Source organism: Paenibacillus sp. YAF4_2 (assembly GCF_052113225.1).
GTDB lineage: Bacteria > Bacillota > Bacilli > Paenibacillales > Paenibacillaceae > Pristimantibacillus.
Genome location: NZ_JBFRCT010000005.1, coordinates 390,727 through 412,450, shown reverse-complemented (window position 1 = coordinate 412,450; position 21,724 = coordinate 390,727). Strand labels below are relative to the sequence as shown.

The 21,724-nt window shown below is 43.7% G+C and carries 22 protein-coding genes; 6 read left to right on the top strand and 16 right to left on the bottom strand.

Translation table 11 applies throughout. From position 1 onward, the window contains the following. Positions 1-92: 92 nt before the first annotated feature. Positions 93-425 carry a hypothetical protein gene (locus AB4Y93_RS14930; protein WP_441893218.1) on the top strand — a complete coding sequence of 111 codons (333 nt, stop codon included), beginning with the start codon at positions 93-95 and terminating at the stop codon, positions 423-425. Positions 426-474: 49 nt separating this feature from the next. On the opposite strand, the gene AB4Y93_RS14925 is transcribed toward AB4Y93_RS14930, so the two are convergent. The 13 genes from AB4Y93_RS14925 to AB4Y93_RS14865 form a co-directional block, all read right to left on the bottom strand. Further along, on the bottom strand, positions 475-1,698 hold the full coding sequence (locus tag AB4Y93_RS14925; protein WP_441893216.1) for an RCC1 domain-containing protein: 1,224 nt from the start codon (positions 1,696-1,698) through the stop codon (positions 475-477). A gap of 93 nt (positions 1,699-1,791) precedes the next feature. Then, positions 1,792-3,900 carry a gluconate 2-dehydrogenase subunit 3 family protein gene (locus AB4Y93_RS14920; protein ID WP_441893214.1) on the bottom strand — a complete coding sequence of 703 codons (2,109 nt, stop codon included), beginning with the start codon at positions 3,898-3,900 and terminating at the stop codon, positions 1,792-1,794. 263 nt (positions 3,901-4,163) lie between these two features. Continuing rightward, entirely contained in the window at positions 4,164-4,787 is a 624-nt protein-coding gene (locus tag AB4Y93_RS14915; protein WP_441893331.1) for a flavin reductase family protein, read from the bottom strand. A gap of 147 nt (positions 4,788-4,934) precedes the next feature. Next, the gene (locus AB4Y93_RS14910) at positions 4,935-5,432 is read right to left on the bottom strand and encodes a DinB family protein (protein ID WP_441893212.1); all 498 of its coding nucleotides are present in this window, start codon (positions 5,430-5,432) and stop codon (positions 4,935-4,937) included. 30 nt (positions 5,433-5,462) lie between these two features. Continuing rightward, positions 5,463-6,218: an RNA polymerase sigma factor gene (locus AB4Y93_RS14905; protein WP_441893210.1), complete on the bottom strand. Its 756-nt coding sequence runs from the start codon at positions 6,216-6,218 to the stop codon at positions 5,463-5,465. After that, the gene (locus AB4Y93_RS14900) at positions 6,218-6,640 is read right to left on the bottom strand and encodes a VOC family protein (protein WP_441893208.1); all 423 of its coding nucleotides are present in this window, start codon (positions 6,638-6,640) and stop codon (positions 6,218-6,220) included. The genes AB4Y93_RS14905 and AB4Y93_RS14900 overlap by 1 nt, the downstream gene beginning before the upstream one ends. Before the next feature lie 154 nt (positions 6,641-6,794). After that, positions 6,795-8,186: an MATE family efflux transporter gene (locus AB4Y93_RS14895; RefSeq protein ID WP_441893206.1), complete on the bottom strand. Its 1,392-nt coding sequence runs from the start codon at positions 8,184-8,186 to the stop codon at positions 6,795-6,797. 157 nt (positions 8,187-8,343) lie between these two features. Further along, positions 8,344-9,384, bottom strand: coding sequence for an NADH:flavin oxidoreductase (locus AB4Y93_RS14890; RefSeq protein WP_441893204.1), 1,041 nt, complete (start codon positions 9,382-9,384; stop codon positions 8,344-8,346). A gap of 163 nt (positions 9,385-9,547) precedes the next feature. Next, entirely contained in the window at positions 9,548-10,249 is a 702-nt protein-coding gene (locus AB4Y93_RS14885) for an SDR family oxidoreductase (RefSeq protein WP_441893202.1), read from the bottom strand. A 36-nt stretch (positions 10,250-10,285) separates the two neighbouring features. Then, entirely contained in the window at positions 10,286-11,281 is a 996-nt protein-coding gene (locus AB4Y93_RS14880; RefSeq protein ID WP_441893329.1) for an NADP-dependent oxidoreductase, read from the bottom strand. Positions 11,282-11,376: 95 nt separating this feature from the next. Further along, positions 11,377-11,955, bottom strand: a complete 579-nt coding sequence (locus AB4Y93_RS14875) for a TetR/AcrR family transcriptional regulator (RefSeq protein ID WP_441893200.1) — start codon at positions 11,953-11,955, stop codon at positions 11,377-11,379. A gap of 579 nt (positions 11,956-12,534) precedes the next feature. After that, on the bottom strand, positions 12,535-13,326 hold the full coding sequence (locus tag AB4Y93_RS14870; protein ID WP_441893198.1) for a hypothetical protein: 792 nt from the start codon (positions 13,324-13,326) through the stop codon (positions 12,535-12,537). A gap of 183 nt (positions 13,327-13,509) precedes the next feature. Continuing rightward, a complete protein-coding gene (locus AB4Y93_RS14865; protein ID WP_441893196.1) occupies positions 13,510-15,165 on the bottom strand; it encodes an ATP-dependent nuclease in 1,656 nt (551 codons plus the stop codon). Between the two features lie 442 nt (positions 15,166-15,607). On the opposite strand from AB4Y93_RS14865, the gene AB4Y93_RS14860 reads away from it, so the two are divergent. Both AB4Y93_RS14860 and AB4Y93_RS14855 read left to right on the top strand, forming a co-directional pair. Next, the gene (locus AB4Y93_RS14860) at positions 15,608-15,799 is read left to right on the top strand and encodes a transposase (protein WP_441893327.1); all 192 of its coding nucleotides are present in this window, start codon (positions 15,608-15,610) and stop codon (positions 15,797-15,799) included. Between the two features lie 66 nt (positions 15,800-15,865). Continuing rightward, positions 15,866-16,387 carry a transposase gene (locus AB4Y93_RS14855; protein ID WP_441893194.1) on the top strand — a complete coding sequence of 174 codons (522 nt, stop codon included), beginning with the start codon at positions 15,866-15,868 and terminating at the stop codon, positions 16,385-16,387. Between the two features lie 189 nt (positions 16,388-16,576). Here AB4Y93_RS14855 and AB4Y93_RS14850 read toward each other — a convergent pair whose 3' ends face one another. Then, a complete protein-coding gene (locus AB4Y93_RS14850; protein WP_441893192.1) occupies positions 16,577-16,864 on the bottom strand; it encodes a J domain-containing protein in 288 nt (95 codons plus the stop codon). A 465-nt stretch (positions 16,865-17,329) separates the two neighbouring features. Here AB4Y93_RS14850 and AB4Y93_RS14845 point away from each other — a divergent pair, with 465 nt between their 5' ends. After that, entirely contained in the window at positions 17,330-17,923 is a 594-nt protein-coding gene (locus AB4Y93_RS14845; protein ID WP_441893190.1) for a hypothetical protein, read from the top strand. A gap of 75 nt (positions 17,924-17,998) precedes the next feature. On the opposite strand, the gene AB4Y93_RS14840 is transcribed toward AB4Y93_RS14845, so the two are convergent. Both AB4Y93_RS14840 and AB4Y93_RS14835 read right to left on the bottom strand, forming a co-directional pair. Continuing rightward, complete coding sequence (locus tag AB4Y93_RS14840) at positions 17,999-18,811, bottom strand: HNH endonuclease (RefSeq protein ID WP_441893188.1); 813 nt, start codon at positions 18,809-18,811, stop codon at positions 17,999-18,001. Positions 18,812-19,179: 368 nt separating this feature from the next. Next, positions 19,180-20,034 carry a sulfurtransferase gene (locus AB4Y93_RS14835; RefSeq protein ID WP_441893186.1) on the bottom strand — a complete coding sequence of 285 codons (855 nt, stop codon included), beginning with the start codon at positions 20,032-20,034 and terminating at the stop codon, positions 19,180-19,182. A gap of 185 nt (positions 20,035-20,219) precedes the next feature. Between AB4Y93_RS14835 and AB4Y93_RS14830 the strand changes: the two genes are divergently transcribed. Beyond that, complete coding sequence (locus tag AB4Y93_RS14830; protein WP_441893184.1) at positions 20,220-21,083, top strand: hypothetical protein; 864 nt, start codon at positions 20,220-20,222, stop codon at positions 21,081-21,083. A 191-nt stretch (positions 21,084-21,274) separates the two neighbouring features. Next, the gene (locus tag AB4Y93_RS14825; protein WP_441893182.1) at positions 21,275-21,721 is read left to right on the top strand and encodes a hypothetical protein; all 447 of its coding nucleotides are present in this window, start codon (positions 21,275-21,277) and stop codon (positions 21,719-21,721) included. Positions 21,722-21,724 lie beyond the last annotated feature (3 nt).

Here is a 21,724-nt window from a genome sequence, read left to right as displayed (position 1 = left end):
TAGCTCGAAGGCTGTCGACTGATGTTTTACTGACTATCGACTGACGCCAATAAGTATCTGCAATGTATAAGGATCGACAGGAGGTGCGACTATTGGCTTGGAAAAGAAACCTATGGTGCGCTTTTATCCCTCTATTTGTCGCTAGTCTGCTGCTTGCTGCTTGTTCCCGGCATAATGAGCATTCCGCAGAAACGAGAGCGATTGTCTCCAATGTTCTGGTTACAGATAAGGGAACAACGGATAACGGGCACTATTGGATCCTGGCTGTATATCCAGATAAAAAGAAGTTCAAAAGCACAGTTAAACTGAATGTGGAAGAAACACTCTGGAGCACGGTTGAGATCAACCGGAAGTATACCGTCCATTATGTCAAACAAGGAGATGGAACTTATGATTTGTATCAGATCCGTCTGCTCACAGATTAAAGGGAGAGCCACCGGATAGGTGACTCTCCCTTTTTGCACTTAACTGCTGTTATAATTTCATTACTCTATAAGCTGACGTCTGATTATGATTAGTAACGATTTTCGCCGGATTCTTAAGGTCGATAATCGTCTCCTGGCCGTTCCCAATCATCCCATTCACGTTATCTCCCCATGCCCACAGGTAACCATTCGTATCTAAGGCGTAGAAACTTCTCGAAGAGGAAGCTGCTACATCAACAATGCCGGTTAACCCAGGAAAATGAAAAGGTGTTGTTCGGTTACTCTTCCCGTCACCAATTTGACCGATCTCGTTGCCGCCCCAGATATACACCGCTCCGGTCTGCGTCAGTGCAAGTGTATTGCCCTTGCTGGCAGCAACCTTGATAACACCGCTGATTCCTTGAACTCTGGCAGGGCGTTTCTGATCATGATCAACGCTCTTCAAGGAGACGCCACCGTTCCCAAGCTGTCCACTGCCATTTACTCCCCACGTCCATACCGTTCCATCCTTTTTCACCACGACCGTATGCGGGGATGAACCGCTGGCTACTTGCTGCACGGAGGAAATGCCTTTCACCTGCAGGGGCTTATTCCGGTTAGTCTTTGTTCCGTCCGCTAATTGATAGCCTGAATTATCTCCCCATGCCCACAATGTACCGTCATCACGGATCGCATAGGAGGTCTTATACCCGGCATAAATCGAGACGACATTCGTTAGCCCCGGTACTTCTACCGGCTCTCGGCTAAGTCTATTATTCCCTGTGCCAAGCTGACCCGATGTATTATCTCCCCAAGCGAGTACAGCACCCTTCTTCGTTAAGGCCAGATTATAAGAATTGCCTCCGCTAATAGAAACGACGTCTTTCAATTGCGGGATAAGAGCCGGCTGCGTAATGTATTCTGCTCTGGAGTCAATGCCGACTTGTCCTGCACGGTTGAGTCCCCATCCCCAGACCTTTCCATTCGCCATTGCAAAGGCATGTGACCCGCCGGCCACGATTTTGTTAATGCTTTTAATCCCTTTAATTTGGATTGGCAGCGTCATTGCCTTCTGGGATATTTGACCTGTGGCTAATTGGCCGGCAGCATTACTTCCCCATCCCCATACGGTACCATCACTCTGCAACACAATAGCAAAGGAATCCCCCGACGATATGCCAACCTCCCGTTTCTCCGCTCCGTCAGCCTTCTGTAACCCCATTGGCAAAGAACTTAATACAAGTAAGGAGAGTAAAGATAATGCCGTCAAACGAGTCCATAGCTTAAATGCCATGCTCGATCCTCCTATGTAGGTCCGTTTTTACTATCACAATAGCATAGTCTTTCTGCTTTAAAAGGATGACAGTTTGCTCTTGGCATTCTTTGGCTAGCCCAGCTTAACCAGGTTATCCGCGGTGCGGAAAGCCAAGGCCATAATCGTCAGCACCGGGTTAACGCCGCCGTTGGTCACATGAACGGAGCCATCACTCACCCACAGATTGTCGTATCCGTGCACGCGCCCAAATGGATCAGTAACGGATGTGGCAGGATCGTTCCCCATGCGCAGTGTACCTGCCTGATGCTGCCCTCCACTTAACCCTCCACCGGGCTTGGTTTGCCACACTTCACGCGCTCCAGCAGTCCAAAGCCACTTCTCAGCCTGCTCTCCATTTACTGCCGACGCACGAAGAGACTCAGGATGAACGCTGCCGGAAAGGGATGCAACCGGTATGCCAAAACGGTCCTTAACCGACTTCGAGAGCAGTACCCTGGACTCGGCGTTTGGAATCTCTTGAATTGGGCCTTGAATTTGACTCGTGCGCAAGAAGGTATCGCGCATTGTCTCCTTGCCTTTAATTCCCCATCTTGCCGCATTCGGCGAAAGTGCCCGATACCAGTGAATAAGAGGCAGCCGGGTAAACTCGTTTGCGAGCAGCCCTCCGCCGATAATCCCCTTATTGCTATGTTCAGAGCTGAAGCTCGCTATGCTGACCCCTGGACCAAAGCCGTCTTGAACGATCTCATCAAAAATCCCATACGCTCCAGAATAAACATGGCCTTGCAGGTTTCTTCCGACTTGGCCGTTCCGATTGCCGATTCCGTTCGGCTCTGCATCGCTTGCGGAATTCAGAAGGAGCCGTGCACTTTCGATCGCCCCCGCAGCTACGACTACATGCCCTGCCCTTATTTGCCGCCGATGGATCGAACCATTCAATTGCTGCACCAGGCGAACTCCGGTCGCATGCCTTCCTCCTTCGGTATCGATGTGCTCCACCATCGTATCGCAGATCAGATCGCAATTGCCCGTAGCTAACGCTCTTACCAGCATGGTGTTGTGCCCGCCGTTCTTGCTATTCGTCGGACAGGCAAATCCAACGCATTGACCACATCTGCCGCAAGCCTGCCTTCCATCCCTTTCAACAGAGTTGATAAGAAGCGGTACTGCTCCGTAGTGCCATCCCAGCTTTTGGGCAGCGCGGGCTAACCGTTCGGCTTCCAGCGTCAGAGGCATAGCCGGCATGGGATAAGCATTGTGACGTTTGCCCCTCCCTGGGTGGGCATTCCCATCACCGGATACGCCAACCTCCCATTCCGCACGCTCGTAATAAGGTTCAAGATCTTCATATCGAATTGGCCAGTCGCTAAGCGAGCTTCCTTCTGGCACTCCGTAACGGCTTGCCATACGGAAATCATCCGAATGAAATCGCCATGCCTGCGCCCCATAAACCCGCGTTCCTCCCCCAACCGTCATCGCATTATTGTGGTAATCGCCATCAATAGGCAACGTCATTTGCTCGCTGCCATTCGCGAGTATAATCGTGCGGGGGTTGCCTTCCACATCCGGTCCAGTGTTATGCCCATATTTGCTAATCCGGTGATTCCGCAGGTGATCCCTGCCAACCTGATCGTATTGCAGCCAGCTGCCGCGCTCGACGACAAGCACCTGCATTCCCGCTTCGGCTAGGACAGCCGCAGCTACTGATCCCCCTGCTCCGGATCCAATCACAACGGCATCATACCGGTCCCGCAGCTGTTCAAGTGATTTCTGAGACAGATCAGCTTCAGGAGCCGGTGCAGCCGTTCCTGCCACAGAGCCGGGACGAAAACCTATCATGTCCCATGACTGACCTTTTCTATTACCTCCCGCATCCGGGCTACCATAATAACCCTCTGCAGTTAGATTCAATAACGTATCGAAAACCAGCTTTGACGAAACAGGCCAGTCCATGAAGACATCAAGCTCCGCCTTCTTGAGCAGCTGATCTTGCTCATTAGCTGACAAATCGGTAAACGACTTCCCATGAAGCTTTAATGCCTCCTCCTGCAAGAAGCGAAGTCCAGGTTCAATCACCTTCTTCCAGTCAGCAGCACCTGTCGCGGCATATTGCTCCAGATAGGTTACAACTCCCGCTTCACTTGCTGACTGCCAATCATCCTTAGGAATCATCCGGTCCGTAACCGCTTTCAAAAGAGACTCTGCATCATATTGACTCATTCCCTTGCCCCTCCCTGATTCTAGCTACCTCTTCATCATAATCCGTTCTTCTAGTTTTTCAAGACCTATCTCTAGTTAAAATCAGTTTATACCTGCAAATTAAATCAGCCCAGCCTCGTTATGAGGTGGGCTGTATTTCACTTCTTTGAATCGGAACTTTTATCTCTTTTTTTGTAGTTTGGATATTACAGCATTTATCTGGGCTTGTGTGAGCGGTGCTCATGGCGAGCTATCAGGATCCAATAATGCTCCCGCCATCAGCATTATTTCATTGCACCTGGCCCAAATACTGGGGACAATCGCGATTTAGAAAGCTGTTCGCTTAGGCCGAAATATTCACAGAAGTTCATAATCATTGGATTCCATTTGGACGGATCAATGTAATTGGGATGGTCTATCATCGTCAGATCTTGATCGACGTGAATTTTCTCGATGTGGACCTCTAATGCAACCAATGAACTCGGCTCTTCGAACGGATGTACCTTTATAAGCTTCGCCTCTAAGTGAACGGGACATTGTTGTACGCGAGGAGCTTTGACATCTTGAGATGGTAAGGGGGTGAGCATCGACCTGCCGAATTTGTCCGGCTCGAATTGATAACCCCTAGCTGCCTTGGATTCCGGAACCGGGTTTCGTCCGGTTACCAAGGTGAGACTTTCAATAGCAGGAATCAGGTCGATAGACGGCAGGTTCAGCACGCATTCTCCCTCTCTAATCAAATTCAGAGCGGTCTGAGATCTACTGCTTAATCCGAGCATGCAAGACCGATTCAGCCACCACGCTGACGACATCGGCGCCAAATTGGGTGTTCCGTCTGCATTCATCGTGCTAATCAGCACGACAGGCGAGCCGAAATACAAGATTTTAGGTTCGATTTCCACATGTATGGTCATGTGTTATGAACTCCCTTCCGAGGCTTAATATGATCCTAATGTAGCACAGAACATTAGGCGTTCATACGAATTCGGAATGAGACAGCAAGAACACGAAAGAACAAGCGCTCCAGCTGTAGGATTGACCTCGGTAGCCGTAAGTTAAAAAAGTCCGCCTAAACGATCATCGGCTGGAGGCGGGTAGCCCAGATGTCTAGCCATCGATACGATTTGACCCTTGTGATGAAATTCATGCGTCTCAACATGAGTTAATAGCAGCAAAGGAGTTGCTGTCTTCGGGTAACCCTGCCAGCTCTCATCTTGTTCGATAGATTCAGACCAACGATCGCGATATTCGTGCAAGAACCGTTGTACGAGTTCATCTACTTCCTCAAATCTTTCGCGGACGTTCTTTACATCTGCACGTTCAATCTCGTGTACGGAAATATCCCTATGCTCGTTGATCTTCTTAAACGCAAAAGATTCCAACCAGAACCTGTAACAGTCAACGACATGAATATAGGTTCGTATGATTGTTCCACGTCCAAATTCGGAAACTGTATGGTGTAATATTTGAGGAGGAAGTTCCTCCAAGAATGCAAACATGTTTTGTCTTGCTAATCTGATCCAGCTGTATTGCTGCTGCAAGATTTCCAACAACCGCAATCACTCCTCGAATTTCGAAAGATACTATCCGTCTTGCCATTTCAACTTCTCTGTTATCGTCAATAGATTGCCATCGGGGTCGATGATTGTAAAATAAAGCATATTGCCGCGTAATTCGATCCGATCCACCGTGGCGCCATCGTCTATCATCGCCCTATACGAACGGAATATCGCATAGGGGTCCGCACGGCGAAAACCGTCAACAAGGGCTTCGAATACCTCGATGCTAAGTCCGCGGCGCGGAACCATAGACACAGAATCATCCCAACATTCAGGATGGCGTTCGACGGCCGTCTTCAGCCTCGTCCTCGCCCGCTTCAGAGCTGCCTTCATCGAGCCTTCGGATTGTCCGAACAGCTTTCCTGTTTCCTTCGCGGTAAAGTGAAAGACATCGATCAGCAATACCAGAACAACTTGCCTTGGTTCAAGCCGATCAGCCAATAGTTCCAGCGCCTCACGCACATCCCACCTACTCCATTCATCATAGGAAGCGATCTGTTGTTCGTCGAGCTGTCCGACTTGCGGCTGCAATTTACGGCTGCGGCATATATCTATCCATGCGTTGGAGGCGATTCGAAACAAAAATGGCTTCGTCATTTCTCTATCCGGAAAACGAGTATGCCAACGATAGGCCTTAAAAAGTGATTCCTGCAGCAAATCATCTGCGTCCCAAGCCGAGCCGGCTTTTGCCAGACAATACCTTTTCAGATCGTTTTGCAGCGGAAGCGTCATTATCGAGAACGCCTCATATCCTGCGTCCGAATTATTCCCCTGTGGCACTATCGTTGCTTCCTTATCTTATCCTTGTGAGTAAAATACGGCGTATGCCCCAGCTCTTCCACGACACTTAAGGGATTGCCATCGGGATCAAAGGCTTCGAAAAATCGATATCCATCCTCTTCGTGAATTTCGCTCAACTTCGCTCCCTTAGCCTTAAGCTGACTATACGAATGGTTAATATCGTACGAAGTAAAATTGTAATATGGCATCCTATCTCTGCCCGAATCGAACTGAACAGGCTGCGGTTTTTCCACTTTCCATAATAAAACCAATGTTTGACAGTTAGGGAACGCGAGTGCAACTCGATAATCGGTCTTTTCAATTGGTTCCAGATCGAACATTCGTACGTACCACTCCGCTGAACGTGCAATGTCGGTTACAGGGATAAAAATGCTTGATACAAATGCGACGATTTTTTCCATAGATCGGCCACTCTCCTTTATCCTCATTTTCAATCTATTAACGATAAAAATCCATAATAAGATACGGGTAAGTCATGTTAGGCAAAAAAAAGCGTCCGAATCGATTGTACGATTCAGAACGCTTTGCTCATGGATCAGCTTCTCAAATCCGTTTTTAAGCCTGCGCTTCCACGCCGTTATCCGAAACGGAAGCAGGCTTCACTAGCGCTTTCTTTTCCCAGACTCGACTTCTCCAGCGAAGCAGCATCATGAGTCCACGCAGCCACTCGTCAACCGTAAAGGCAATCCATATGCCAAGCAGTCCGATTCCGAAATGAACGCCCAGCAAATAGGCAAGCGGTACGGATACTCCCCACATGGAGATGGTGCCCATCAAGACAGGAAACCGCGCATCCCCGGCGGCACGCAGCGAATTGATGACAACCGTATTGAAGGTTCTGCCTGGTTCAAGTACGATGGAAAGCAAAAAAATACTCGATCCAGCAGCGATGATCTCAGGATCATCTGTAAACATGCCGATCAGCTCATGCCGGAATATCGCTGCCACACCGACGATCACTAATGTTAATAAGAAGCTGACCTTCAAGCTCTTCATCAGTCTCTGGTAGGCCGCTTTCATATCCCCCGCACCGACCATTTGTCCAACGATGATTTCCGTCCCCACCCCGATCGATAATCCCAACGCCATAAAATAGTTCGATATATTCATAACATAAACATGCGTATTTAACGCAGTGATGCCAATCATATTAACAAAACTAATAATCATCAGATACTGCGACTGATAAGAGATATGCTCCCCAGCGGCAGGCAAGCCAATGCTCATGATCTGTTTCGCGTAAGAACCGTTCCAGGTCACGTAATCCTTACGACGAATGGGTTCAGAAATCCGGCGATACAAAAGGATAAATAAAACGATAATGCCGAGCAAACGACTGACGACCGTAGATATGGCCGCTCCTGTAACCCCCCATTCGGGGAAGCCCAGGTTGCCAAAGACGAGCAAATAGTTTCCTGCAATATGAACAATATTTACACCTAGCGTGACATACATGACGCTCTTCGTGTTTCCGCTCGAACGGATGACCGACGACACGGCGTAAGAAAGCGCCTCGATCCAAATAAAACCGCCAATGATCTTCAAATAATGATTAGCAATTCCAATCTGTTCGGGATTTAATTTCAACAGCTGCAGCAGAGACTCCCCAAAACTTACGAGAACGATGCTGACAAGGATTCCGAATATCAGGTTCATCGTAATCGCCAGTGCCGAAATGCGGCTCGCCTCTTTCGCCCGGCCTGCACCGATATACTGGGCAACCGCTACGCTGGTGCCTACCCCAACAAAGCCGAACATCAGAATACAAAAATAAATCATTTCATTGGCTAAGCCTACTGCTCCTGTCGCCTTGTCGGAGATACGGCTTAACATAAACACATCAACTGTGCCCAGCAGCATCCGCAGCACGAAGTCTACGAGTATGGGCCATGTCACAGCATAAAGACTAAGTTTTTTCCATGATGGAGTACTATCGGATAAGGTCACGTTTACAAGCTCCTACTTTTGTTTTCTCTGTTGCCTTCCCTAGTGTAGCGCTCGTTAGTTGATACGTCTACGGGGGAAATGAGGATAATAAAAAAGCCCGGAAGATCACGCGAGCAAGTCGCGGACCACCGAGCTTCAATTGTTATTTGTATGCTGTTTAGAATAGGGTCTTTAGCGCTTCAGGCGTGAACGGCACCAATTCAGCCAATTTACCCTCGCGGATTTTGCTGGCCCATGCTGGATCAACGAGCAGTGCCCTGCCGATCGCCACCAGATCAAACTCCTCATTTTCGAGCTTTTGCACAAGCCCTTCAATTCCTGTATTGGCAGAGCTTTTTCCTTCTGTGAAGAAGGTCATGAAATCACTGTCGAGTCCAACCGAGCCGACGGTAATCGTCGGTTTGCCGGTGATCCGCTTCACCCAGCCCGCAAGATTCAAATCCGATCCGGCAAATTCAGGCTCCCAGTACCGGCGGGTCGAGCAATGGAAAATATCCACGCCTGCATCCACCAGCGGTTTTAGAAATTGCTCCAGCTCTTCAGGATTATAAGCCAGCTTCACGCTGTATTCCCTTTCTTTCCACTGCGAAAGCCGCAGCACAATCGGAAAATCCGGCCCCACAGATTCGCGGCAAGCCCGGACGACCTCTTCGGCGAATCGGGTGCGGGCTATCAGACTGCCTCCGTAGCGGTCCGCACGCTGATTGCTTTTCTCCCAGAAGAACTGGTCGATCAGATAGCCGTGCGCGCCGTGGATCTCTATGCCGTCGAAGCCGAGCCGCTTTGCCTCAAAGGCCGAGTCGGCGAATGCTTGGACGATAGCGGCGATCTCGGCTTCGGTATAGTCATTCACCTGCTTCTTCGTGCCCATATGCCAGATTTGCGGCATAATTTTGCCACCTGCAGCATGAACCTCGTCTACGACGTTAGCCCAGCCTTTTAACGCTTCTTCACCGTAAAAGTGGGGCACATCCTTGGAGTTTGAGGAATCGGGATGATTCACCACCGTTCCTTCGGTTATGATAAGGCCGACATTATTCTCGGCTCTCCGGCGGTAATAAGCGGCCACATTTGCTCCCGGTACCCCATCCGGAGACATAGCGCGCGTCATAGGCGCCATCACAATGCGATTGGCCAGTGTAAGTTGTCCAAGAGTAAACGGACGGAACAAGGATTGTACTGCTGTTGAAGTTGACAATGTATTAACCTCCGATCAAGAGTTGAATCCCATTTTAAATTAGCAAACCGACAAAATGCATGTGTGCACGTCTATTATAACATTCTCGTGTGCTGTCAACAGATGTTGTATTAGGTGGCCAATTCTAAACATTTTGCATCATTTGTGATAAGTTCACCGCGCTTCATGCCAGCTGCGGGTATAACGAAGCTACACCACCAGCGAGAGCACCTTGGAGCTTGCGGCTCGTTTCATCGGCAAGAATCTCAAAACTGTTTGCCTCTATTCCATCAATAGCCAGTTTTGCAACTTCCGCAGGGTCGGTCTTCGGAGCTTCAAGGCCCGCCGTCATGTCTGTGTCCATAAAGCCCACATGCAAGCCAGCTACCCTCACATTTTGAGGATACAAATTTAAGCGCAACTCGTTGGTTAGTGCCCACTCTGCTGCCTTTGCAGCCGTATAAGCACCTTCATTTCCCCCTATACTGAACCATGATAATGCAGAAAGAATATTCAGTATTGTTCCTCCCCCATTATTAGCAATAATAGGTGCAAAAGCACGAGCCATGGATAAAGTGCCAAAGAAGTGCGTATTAAATTCCAATTGTATTTTATCGAGCTCTCCGTCAAGTAAAGAAGCGCCTGTAGAAGAGCCTGCATTGTTGATCAGAAGCGTAACGTCCTTAGCGTTCATAGCAGCTGCAGCTACCTCTTGAGGATTGGTAATATCAAGCTTTACAGTTATTACACCTGGAATATTAATGGACTCCGGATTTCTTGCACCAGTATATACCTTAGCCCCTCTGGATAGAAGTTCAAGGGCAAGATGGCGACCCAAACCTCGGTTCGCACCGGTGACAAATGCAACTTGTTCAGAAATAATCATTTTAATGTGCTCCTTTTATTGACTATTTTAGTTATGCTATCCCTTCATCTTTACAATTATCTTCCCTTTTGCTCTGCCCGATTCGGAGTACTCCATTGCTTTTTGAGCTTCTTTAAAAGGAAATACTCGATCAATAACAGGCTTTATTTTCTCGGATTCAATCCATTCAGTAAGGATCTCCAGTTGTCTGCCGCTTGGCTTCATGAACAAAAAGCTGTACTTGACGTTATATTTATTTTCTAATTTCGTAAGCTTCCGGGAAATCAACCGAAACACATTCGTCTTTATGAAGCCAGACCCCACCGCTTCTCCGAACCGTGCATTAGGCGGCCCCACAACCGATACAATTTGCCCTCCCTGTTTGACTATTTGAAAGGCCTTCTCTAACGTCTCTCCGCCAATGGTATCGAATACACCGTCGTAATCGTGTAACAGCTTATTGAATTGTTCTGTTCTATAATTGATAATCTGATCTGCTCCAAGTGACCTCACCAATCCGGCTCCAGCCTCGCTTGTCGTTGTGGCGACATAAATCCCCATGGCTTTGGCAAGTTGGATAGCAAAGGTTCCCACGCCGCCCGATCCAGCTTGAATCAACACCTTCTGTCCCGCCGATAGCTCCAAATGATCATGCAATACTTGATAAGAAGTAAGCCCGACCAGTGGGATTGATGCTGCTTCCGCATGGGATAGGTTTTTGGGTTTTAAGGCGATATCGTTTTCATGCACGGAAATATACTCAGCGAAGGCTCCGCCCTTGCTTGGCCTACCGTATATTTCATCGCCGATCTTAAATTTTTCAACCTTTTTTCCCACTTGGATTACAATTCCCGAAAGATCATATCCTAGAACATGCGGCATGTCATATTTCAACATGATACGTAATTTACCATCCCGCACTAAGCGATCGAGAGGATTAATACTTGCCGCATGGATTTCCGCCAAAATATCATGATCGCCTACTGTTGGCATTGGAATGTCTGCCAACTTAAGCGGATATTTGCCGTATTTTTCAATTAACATGGCTTGCATCATGTCACCTCCATTTACTTCAGTTTATATTTGAGAACGATCATTCTAAAAAAGGCAAAAAGAGTATTTTTCTAAATGGAGAAGAAATGAAACTTTTATTTTTCTAAAAATTTTATCGATACTTGGGCGATACGGTAAAGTTTCTCTTTAGCAACCGAGGTTCTTGCCATTACCCTTAACCCAACCCATGCATTATGCAAATATTCCGCCAATTCACCGGCCTCATAATCAGTGCTGAACTGACCGTCCCGTTGTCCCCATTCAATAATTTCTTTGAGCAGCTGCTCCCCAGCGGCGAACGTTTCAATGGACTTTGTATCCACATCGGCATCTCGTACTGCCAATTCCACGGCCGAATTCACCATTAAGCATCCGGGAGGCGAGTCCTCTTCTCCTGCAATCATGAATTCGAAAATAAACTGTAGAGCTTCCACTGCAGTCTTGGAGCGCTTAACTCCTCCTGCAAGAGAGATGCTAATTTTATTGTCGAAACGGTCCATCGCTTTTAGAAACAGCTGATGTTTATCGCCAAATGTGTCATACAAACTTCTTCGATGGATTCCCATGTGTTCGACCAGATCAGTCATGGACGTCTTCTCGTAGCCCTGTTGCCAGAAGAGTCTCATCGCTTTATCCAATACCGCACTCTCTTCAAACTCCTTGCTTCTGGCCATTTCATTTCCCCCCTGTCATCAATATAGCATATTGAGAACGATCAGTAAAGAACTGAGGGCTACCTTAACTTTCCGATGCATTACTTATCATACCCCTTGCATTCTCGGGATAATACTGCTTGCATGCTACCAAATTAGGATACCCTGAAAATTCACCGTTGGTACGGTTCACTGCGATTAATCTTCAACTCGTATGTTGCTCTTCGTTGATTTGCCCTAACAATCTTTAAGTGTTGATTCAATGGCATATATTGACTTAGCTGAAAATTAGATTTCTGACACTTTAAAAATCATGAAGATATACTCTTATAAGGTCATATTGAAGATACTTTCTGGAAGCCGCTTGTTGACTCCCAGTTGACTTCTACACATAAAAAATACAGAGCAATGGCATCCCTCTCGCCATGCTCTGTATCAAACTTCGCATACAACTATTCAGCTTCCACCCTTACTCTTCCCCCACCGCAATCGGATTCCCCTCATAGCTAATCCAATCACTCCAGCTGTCATTTAACAATCGCTATAACTTCTGAATTCATAAACATAGAAGCAACCACTAGCAAGCTTAAATAACTAAACTTACTGTCTAATTTGCTTAATAATCTCTAAATGTATTTTCCTTAACCCATGTGAGATTTTTAACTTTTCCCTAATATCCTTTTCTGAATGTGCAGGTTTTAAAAGGTCAGATCTTCGAGCAACATATCCGTTACTAATATAATAATTAATAGTAACCACCGGAACATTGGATGCTAAAACTGACTCCAACACTTTATATAACTTGTCATGATTTCTAGTAATCATTTTAAATGAGTCAGAAAAGAAAAATGGCTGTTGACCATCACTTATTCTCTTCAATATTTGAACTAATACAGTATTCATTTTAGGGTCTATACCACTTTGAACTTCGACGAATAGTTCTGATTGTGTACTATTAATATCAATATTACTTTTAGTTTTCGATCCGTTGGTATTGTTAAAGCTCATGTAATTGCTACATTGGCTCAGATGCCTCATTGCACTCCATGCTAATGGATAAATACTTTCTAGCTGGATAAACAAGTTCTCATCGGGTTCATTCAGTTTTAATGCCTCTACGCTCAAATTGTATGTTGAGAAGAAATTTATAGCATCCGAGGTTATTAATTTAATTTGCTCATCAGATACACTGACTCTTCTTAACCCCAAGCTTAATGCTGCACTAGTTGTACTTGCAGCATCTTCCAACAAACTATTTCTAATTGCAACTACCACTAACGATCTTATCCTTATATCTGAATCTGGTAGGTAAAATTGTGCTTCTTCTAATCCATGGAAAAGTATCGTTCTGCAATACTCTTCATCATTCCACTTAGGAATTATTGAAAACAATCTTTTTTTTATATCCTCTTTTATTTTTTATTTGCAACTTCATAAATATTTAACTCTGTAAGTAAAGTATCAAGTCGGCTGTCTACATATGCATCTATTAAATTGTTCATGAATGCCTCCAAACATCTGATTAGGCCATACCATTCTAATATCGAAATCCTAGAGTGGTATATACTAAAACAGTTATTCCTCCGATGTAGCTGCTGCTTCAATATTAAACGGTGCAAAAAGTTCATCATAAATATTAGCTACTGATATTTCAATAAATCCAGACTCCAATTTACTTAATTCATGTTTGAAAAATATGTAATCAAATAGCAAATCGATTTTCCTTTTAACATCAACCTTCAGGCTCGAATTCATAATTTCGTATATAGTTTCCGTTTTCTTTTTACTTGATATTTCTCCAATTCCAATTGCATATTCAAAATTTGAAATTGAAGCAAAGACTTTAGTATCAGGTCCTTTAAGGGTGAATATTTTTTTACAATTAGTTAATTGAGCCCTCAATGTTTTTAGTTCGTATTTCGAATGATTATCAACATCATGAAGAATGTAATACGGTGTTTTAAATTGGTTTAGTATTTTCATTAGAGAGCAAATAGTTGATTTTCCACGCGCTCTAATAATATGGATATTTAAATCTTTTTCCTTTATATAATGTTTTAACGCTATATATTCAGTATCGCCTTCAACGATAATTATCTCGCCTGCAAAAAAGAATTCGTTTATATAAGAGTCAACGTAATTGAGAATCTTCATATTTTCAATATCGTCTTCTTCAAAAACTTCGTTTGAAGACTGGAATAACTCGATTGCTTCGTTACTCCCAATCCTAAATACTTGTATTGACGTATGACTCTCGGATAAATCAATTAGTACCGGAGAATGTGTGGAGATAAACAAAGGCATTTTATTGCCAATACTATACAAGGAACGACTTAATGCCCGAACTGCTTCTGGGTGCAAGAATGCCTCAGGTTCATCAATAAGTAACATTTTATCTTCGTTGTTCCCCATCAATCCATGCTCAATCATATTCTGAATAATATATATTAAGCTCATTCTCTGAATCCCTGTACCTTGCGTAGATAAAGGCATACCCTCAAATTGCTTATTCCCTATTACAACGCTTGAACTTGTTGATTTGACTATATCAGAGATTGAGAACCCACTACTTTCTCCACCTAAAACTGAGAGTTTTAACTCATCATTGGAGAACAATCCTTGTAAGTTTTTAGAGACATTATAACTTACGGTTTTTAAAGATTGATCTGTCTTGCTTTTCAATTGAGTTATTAACTTAGGAATCGACTTTTTTAATTCTATATACTCTTTCTTAACTTGAGACTCATCTGGAGCATCTTTTTCAAGCTTAATTAGTTCGGCCGTGATAATCTGTGAATATATTTCTTGCACTTGTTTATCTATTTCATCAGTAGACATATAAGGCGTAATATAGTATGGAGAATTCTCTAGAATTTCATCCAATTTTTCTTTTAGATGATGTCCTTTCTTAATCTCTTTATCTTCACTATCAAAATACTTCCCGTTATCATTTGCATATTTCTTTTTAATGATTATTGTATCATTATCTTTAGAAAAAAATTCAGCGATCAGTTCAATAACTTTAGTTTCGTCTTGTGCAGAATAACATTCAACCGGAACTTTTGTTTTAGCAGTAGTAGGTAGATAAAACTGATTAATCGCTTCTAAAAAAGTTGATTTTCCCGTGTTGTTTTTACCAGTCAGTATCACGATACTTTCTTCGGAAAACTCTATACTGAACTTCTTACTAAAAACCTTATAATTAGTCACACTAAATTTTTTTAGTCGCATTTCCTAGTCTCCCATTCATATTATTATATGGATAAAATTTCCTGGAAATATTATATCAAATATTTATAAGCTTTTTCAATTTTAAGCAAATTTTCTATTTTTATGATTCATCTTACTTTGATTAATCTTTAACTCTAAATGTTGACTCTTCGTTGATTTGCCACAAATAATCCTCAGATGTTGATTCAGTGCATATATTGATTATTTAAAAATGAATTCTGATAATTACAAAGCTAAGTACACACTCTTATAAAGTCATATTGATGCTAGACTAAAAAGTAGACATGAAGAACCGAGAATGAGATAGAATAAAAATCATCTTAATTCGAGGTGCACCAACATGACAAAAAAGCACGATAAAGAGTTTAAACTACAAACTGTCCAGATGATTGATGAATAAAGAAGAAGGCAAAGTGGTGGCGCCGGTAGCCCGAGAGCTGGGATCAGCGCAAACTCTTTGTACCGTTGGAAAACAGAATATCAAGAATCCGGGAAACAAGCCTTTCCTGGCAGTGGACAGCTGAAGCCAGAAGATAAGGCTATGCGAGATCTCAAGAAACGAATTAGTGACCTGGAAGAGGGAAACGACATCCTAAAAAAGGCTATGCACTACTTTGCGAAAGACCGGCGATAATCTATTCATTCATCCACCAGCACCGCTTTAATTGCCGAGTTGCAAAGATGTGCAAAACCCTAGAAATTGAGTAGTCGTAAGGAAAGTAAACGTGAAATACGTCGTAAGAAATTAGAACGGCGGATACGCCGAATCTTCCTGGATAGCCGTCGTTTGTATGGAATTCCTAAAGTTCACAAGATGCTGCTGAAGCAACAAGTTAAAGTCTCCGAAAAAACAGTCTCAAAAATAATGAAGGAACTAGGAGAGGCCACCATCCATTTTGGATGGTGGCCTCTATTGAGTTTACCTATAGGTAATACCTGGTTAATTTGGTTAGTTTTCAATGCCGATGTCTACAAATTCCCAAGAAATATATTTAGGCTGAATATCCGAGTCGTTCTCGGCAAGACGTGGAAGTCCAGTTATGCCGGTTGTAATATTTACATTTTCCGTTATAGTCAATGGCTGAATAAACACATATTGCCTAAATTTTCTAGAATCTATTATTTCGCCTTTCTCATTTTTCACGTTTATTTTAATTATGATACTGTTTATTGTGTAATTGGTTCCATTATATATATCAAAGATTGCTTCCCCGTAATCTAATATATGCGCTGTTGTTTTTATCTCTGAATAGTATTCCTTCGGTAGAGAGGAAACAGGTGCTTCATTTTCATTAATAACATTTGAGTCAACTTCCTTAGTGTTTTTAGAACTTTGTGAAATGTTGATCCAGACACTTACTAGAATTATAACGAATGCTAGTAAAATGACATTCCAAGGGTTTCTCTTCGATTATTTATCGGATTCTGCATACTCTTTCTCTTGAAACTCTTTTTCTGCATTTACACGCTCTGATTCTCTGTTTGACATATTCATTCGCCACAATAAGTCATATTCATTTCTCTTATGTACATCAGACAATGTATCATGAGCTTCCTTGATCAACATGAATTTCTTTTCATCATAATTTGAAACATCAGGATGAGTGGTTTTGCAAAGCTGTCGATAGGCAGCTTTTATTATTTCGGGGCTAGCTGTCGGGCTTATCTGTAGAACCTCATAATAATTTATAAACTGCACTGATTTTTCCTCCAAATTAATATATTAAACCAAAAACTAAGCATGAAGAAGCATTAGGGATATTATAACAAATCTTACTGAAATGTGGACCCTTTCAATCCGATGGCTCAATCTACTTGAGAACGTACATCCAATAATTCCAAGCGAGAGAATAGGCCACCCAATTGACATTACAATATATTAATACTTACGTATACATATGGCATGGATCATAAAGTAATGAACGAGGTGAACATCTAGAGACATCCAAGCATGATAATTTATTAAAATTGTTGACTTGATGTTGAATGAACAGTTGACTTACTTACATTGTTGATTCAATTATCAAACAACCTCAGTAAAAGTTCAGGGCCGGAGTACATTTCGGCCCTCTTTGCGCAATTTATCTAATTCATCCATTTTATCAGTTGTTTTATCTAATTCATCATGGTATGATGATTTCACAAAAACGATGGAGGTGTTTGGATGAATTACGAGAAATTACTTCTTGAATTATTCGAACGAGTAAAAGTGCTTGAAGATAAGGTGTACTACTTAGAAAACAATAATGAGCCACCACCAGATGAAGATGAACTGCCGGATGAAGACAACGTAGGTATTAAGATTACACGAAAAGTTTCCCGAGAGTATGTAATGGAACAATTAAAGAAGCACAACCCAGCTTTTAACGTTTCAAAAGGAAATCGAGCTGCTAAAGCAGATATCCTTTTGACGACAACTCACCRTGAAATTACCTACATCCTGAAGGCCCGGTTTTACCATAGCAAAAGTTTTCTGAAACACGTGTCAGGGTGGCATACAGTAAGTAAAGCAGATGTCTTAAATGATGACATTCAGATGTACATTTTTAACGTTGAGTATGAAGAAGAATTTTATACTTTCTTGTTTTCACGACCTGAATTCCTCAGCTTTATTAAAGGCAAATCCACCGGAGAAAGTGATACTTACCACTTCTACTTCCAAATCAAAGACGGCAAGGCTATCGAATGTCGAGACGATGTAAGGGATGCTTCCAAGCACCTTAATAACTGGACAAAGCCAACCGCAATCCTTAATTAAAAACAAGGAGCAACCCCATTTAGGGTTGCTCCTTGTTTTTCAAGCATATTGGGTACTCAATATGCAGAAAGTTTATTAACTTTTGAACTCATTTTCCCGATGATGCTTTAAGTATGGTAAGTGCCTCTCATCTAATTCTACACGCATATCCAGACTCAACCCAAAAATGTGAGCATCATCATCAGTAAGCAAATTCGAAATGATAATATTTCCTCCATCAGAGAAAGTGATGTAGCCATCATTGAATAAAACATCCAGGTTTGGTGTAAGAAGAAAGCCATTGAATGGATCCAGCCGTTCTTTATTATCACTTTTTCTCCAAGGTTTCATATGAGAAGCTCTCAAAAACTGAAGTGACTTACTTCCTGTGACTGAACAACGACGCCAATATTGAATTAAGTCTGACCTGAATCTATCCTGTCCTACTCGCCTTAATACTTTCGATTCTTTATCAGTACTTATGGGTACCGTATGTTGATTTCCGTTAATATCTTCAAACACATATTCGTCATTAAGACTTATTTCAAAGACCCAAAACTTCCTTTGCTTATTGTTTCGTTTTTGCGGCTGCACGCCTCTTTCCAAACAGTATTCAACATATAATTGCTCCCATTCGTTATCAGGCCTTTCTACTCCTAACAAGGTTCGTATTGCTTTATTTGTCACACCACCGTCTTTTGTCATATTCCCTTCATGGACATCTTTCGAATTATTGGTATAACCAATAAACCTGCTTGGAGCGAAGCTTAAATTTACGTACCTGCCGACCCATACAACAAAACAATTTCCTGAGCCTAAGCGTTTGGAATAATAATTAAAATCTGAATGAAAATATTCATTAAAAGTAAGTAAATTATTCACCAAATCATCATGTGATTTTATGAGCACCTAGTTCGCCTCCCCATTGAGAAAGTTAAAAGCTTGCTTCAATCAACCTGTTGGTGTTTTTGTTGAATAAAACATTCGAGGACCCATCACGTTGACTTATTCGATGTTAAGAATAACTTATAAAACTGAATTAGAGAACCGCATTGTATATCAAGGTTATGCAACACCTTACAGGTGGGGCAGACCCGGCCCTTTTTATGTCTGTACAGGGCACTGAGAGCATGTGAGATATGAGCAGACATTCGGTTTGACCCCCATGAAAGTATTTTCAGCGCCTAAGTGTTGACTCCATGTTGACTTCGGACATAGAAAAATACACCGCCAGGGCCTTTGGGCTGCATGGCGATGTATTTAACAATTAACTACTGCTATGCTTCCTTTGACATTTCATCATCGCCTGTTGCAACCGGATTCCCCTCATAACTAATCCAGTCACTCCAGCTCCCAGCATACAGCCGTACCTTCGTAAAGCCCGCATCCTGCAAAGCTAGTACATTCGGACATGCCGTTACACCGGATCCGCAATAAACAATTGTCTCGCGATCTTTATCTAATCCCTCGAACCGAGCAGCTTGCTCCTCCGCGCTTTTCCATTTGCCGCCTTCTCCCTTGCCTTCGGACCAGAGGTAGTTGATTGCTCCAGGGATATGGCCAGCTTTCTTATCCAGTGGCTCGACTTCGCCGCGATAGCGCGCGCCATCACGGGAATCGATAAGCGTCACATTCTCATTGCCAAGCTTCTCATGGACTTCGTCCATCTCAACCAGCATATTGTGCTGGACCGTTGCAAGGAAGCGTGCTGGGATCAGCACTTTCTGCTCCGCATTCACTGGGAAACCAGCGTTTTGCCAAGCCGTATAGCCTTCGTCCAGAACAAATACTTGTTCATGGCCCAAATATTTCAGCAGCCACCACAGACGCGAAGCATATGCTCCGCCTTGGTCGTCGTAGGCGATTACACGAGTTTCGTTGCTGATACCTACTTTGCTCAGTGCAACGGTCAGTGCCGTAATGTCCGGCAATGGATGGCGTCCGCCATGCTCTTCAATAGGTGCGGACAGATCTTTTTCCAAGTCAAGATAAACAGCCCCTGCAATGTGGGACTCTTCATAAGCCTCACGGCCGAAATCCGGCTTGCCAAGCTGGAAGCGGCAATCGACGATAACGATGTCTGTCTCATATAAGCGGGCAAGAAGCCATTTCAACGATACGATATTGTTCATTTAGGAATAACCGCCTTTCTTATGTATGCTATATGTGCATTATACATGATTCCTGCCCTTATCTTCTAACCAAGGTGGTATCTGTTTACAAATATCGTATATTTCCATAATCATGTAGAAATACTTCATAGATAAAATCTTCTTTGGACAAGTTTGTCCAACAATTTATCAAAGGAGATGAATTTATGTTTAAACGTGTCATCGGTACGGCGGCTGTTATTATCGTACTAGGTGCAACGCTCGTTACGGAGGCCGGGGTTGCGCCATCGCCAGCTCATGCGGCTAGCAATATGGTTCCGGATTATGAAGTGAAGCTGCTTATGAATCCAAGCACCACACTGGGCTCGGATTACAAGCTGACAAGCTCTGTATTAAGCGCCTTCTCGATGCCGACAACCGTTACGAAGATGAACGTTGCGTTCCTGGACACTAACACCAAAGATATCTACAACAACGGCTGGAGCACTCGAATCCGCAAGACGGAAGGCGAAGACGACTTTGAATTGTCTTACAAGAAGCGCTACACCATCACCAATAACGATATTAATGCCGCTCTGACGCAGGCAAACAATGATGGCTTTAACTCCGGCGATACCAACTATGAGGCTCAAGTGGAATGGGGCTACCAGAAGAAAACACTTAGCATCACCCGGACCAAAAGCGGCAGCAAATCCGGTTACAGCGGCATGGATCTCCCATCGATTAGTGACTCCCGCAGCTTGATGATTAACAACGCACCAGACAAATTTAATGATTGGCTGTCTAATGATTGGGGCACAAGCAAACTGCAATCCTCCCGTTATTTCGGTCCGGTACTTGCCAAACGATCCATCGGCACGTGGAGCGGTATGCAGATTTATATCGAAGTATGGCCGATCAAGAACGCTGCAGGCACTGGCACAGAATACGTTGTTGAGGCTTCCTTCAAAACAACCAGCGCCACAACCGCTTCTACCAAACATGATGAGCTCGTCACTTACCTGCAAAGCAAAGGCTGGTTCCTCGCTCAGGATTCGCTGAAAACGCAGTTAATTATGGATCGTTATTAATCAAAGGATCGTTATTAATCAAATTGGTCATAGCTTATCATACAGCTTTCCTCTGCTTAGCTATTAAGCGAAGGAAGGCTGTTTTTCATTTGGGCTCACTAGCGTGTAAAGTTTACTTGACATCAAGTATAGTTTTGATTACATTATGTATATAGAACTTAACTATTATTACCAATTAAGGAGGTGCAGGCTTGACCTACCAGGAGAAGAAAAGCATCACCACGTTAATCAGCGCCGTACTTATTTTCGCATCCTATTGTTCGTACATGTATGTGCAGTACCCGGAGGAGGGGCTGGAACTCGAAGAAAGCTTCCGTTATTGGGGCTCTTTCGTCCTTGTCTTGACGTTGATATCCATCGTGGCTCATATCATCATCAGCATCATCTTTAACATCATCTTCCGGATCACCACTGGGGAGAAGGAACCGACCTTCGCCGATGAACTGGATAAATTAATTGAGTTAAAAGCACACCGGAACTCCTTCTTCCTATTTGTCCTCGGCTTTCTGCTTGCTATGGGATCACTGGTCACCGATCAGCCTATAACCGTTATGTTCGTTATTCTTATCACTTCCGGCTTCCTATCCGATGTTACCGGATCTATCACGAAGCTTTATCACTATAGGAGAGGAGTCTAAGCA

Excerpts from the sequence above, each read along its gene's own strand:
- AB4Y93_RS14925 (WP_441893216.1), bottom strand. The coding sequence starts at position 1,698 with ATGGCATTTAAGCTATGGACTCGTTTGACGGCATTATCTTTACTCTCC.
- AB4Y93_RS14920 (WP_441893214.1), bottom strand. The coding sequence starts at position 3,900 with ATGAGTCAATATGATGCAGAGTCTCTTTTGAAAGCGGTTACGGACCGG.
- AB4Y93_RS14900 (WP_441893208.1), bottom strand. The coding sequence starts at position 6,640 with ATGGAAAAAATCGTCGCATTTGTATCAAGCATTTTTATCCCTGTAACC.
- AB4Y93_RS14885 (WP_441893202.1), bottom strand. The coding sequence starts at position 10,249 with ATGATTATTTCTGAACAAGTTGCATTTGTCACCGGTGCGAACCGAGGT.
- AB4Y93_RS14880 (WP_441893329.1), bottom strand. The coding sequence starts at position 11,281 with ATGCAAGCCATGTTAATTGAAAAATACGGCAAATATCCGCTTAAGTTG.
- AB4Y93_RS14875 (WP_441893200.1), bottom strand. The coding sequence starts at position 11,955 with ATGGCCAGAAGCAAGGAGTTTGAAGAGAGTGCGGTATTGGATAAAGCG.
- AB4Y93_RS14865 (WP_441893196.1), bottom strand. The coding sequence starts at position 15,165 with ATGCGACTAAAAAAATTTAGTGTGACTAATTATAAGGTTTTTAGTAAG.
- AB4Y93_RS14835 (WP_441893186.1), bottom strand. The coding sequence starts at position 20,034 with ATGAACAATATCGTATCGTTGAAATGGCTTCTTGCCCGCTTATATGAG.
- AB4Y93_RS14830 (WP_441893184.1), top strand. The coding sequence starts at position 20,220 with ATGTTTAAACGTGTCATCGGTACGGCGGCTGTTATTATCGTACTAGGT.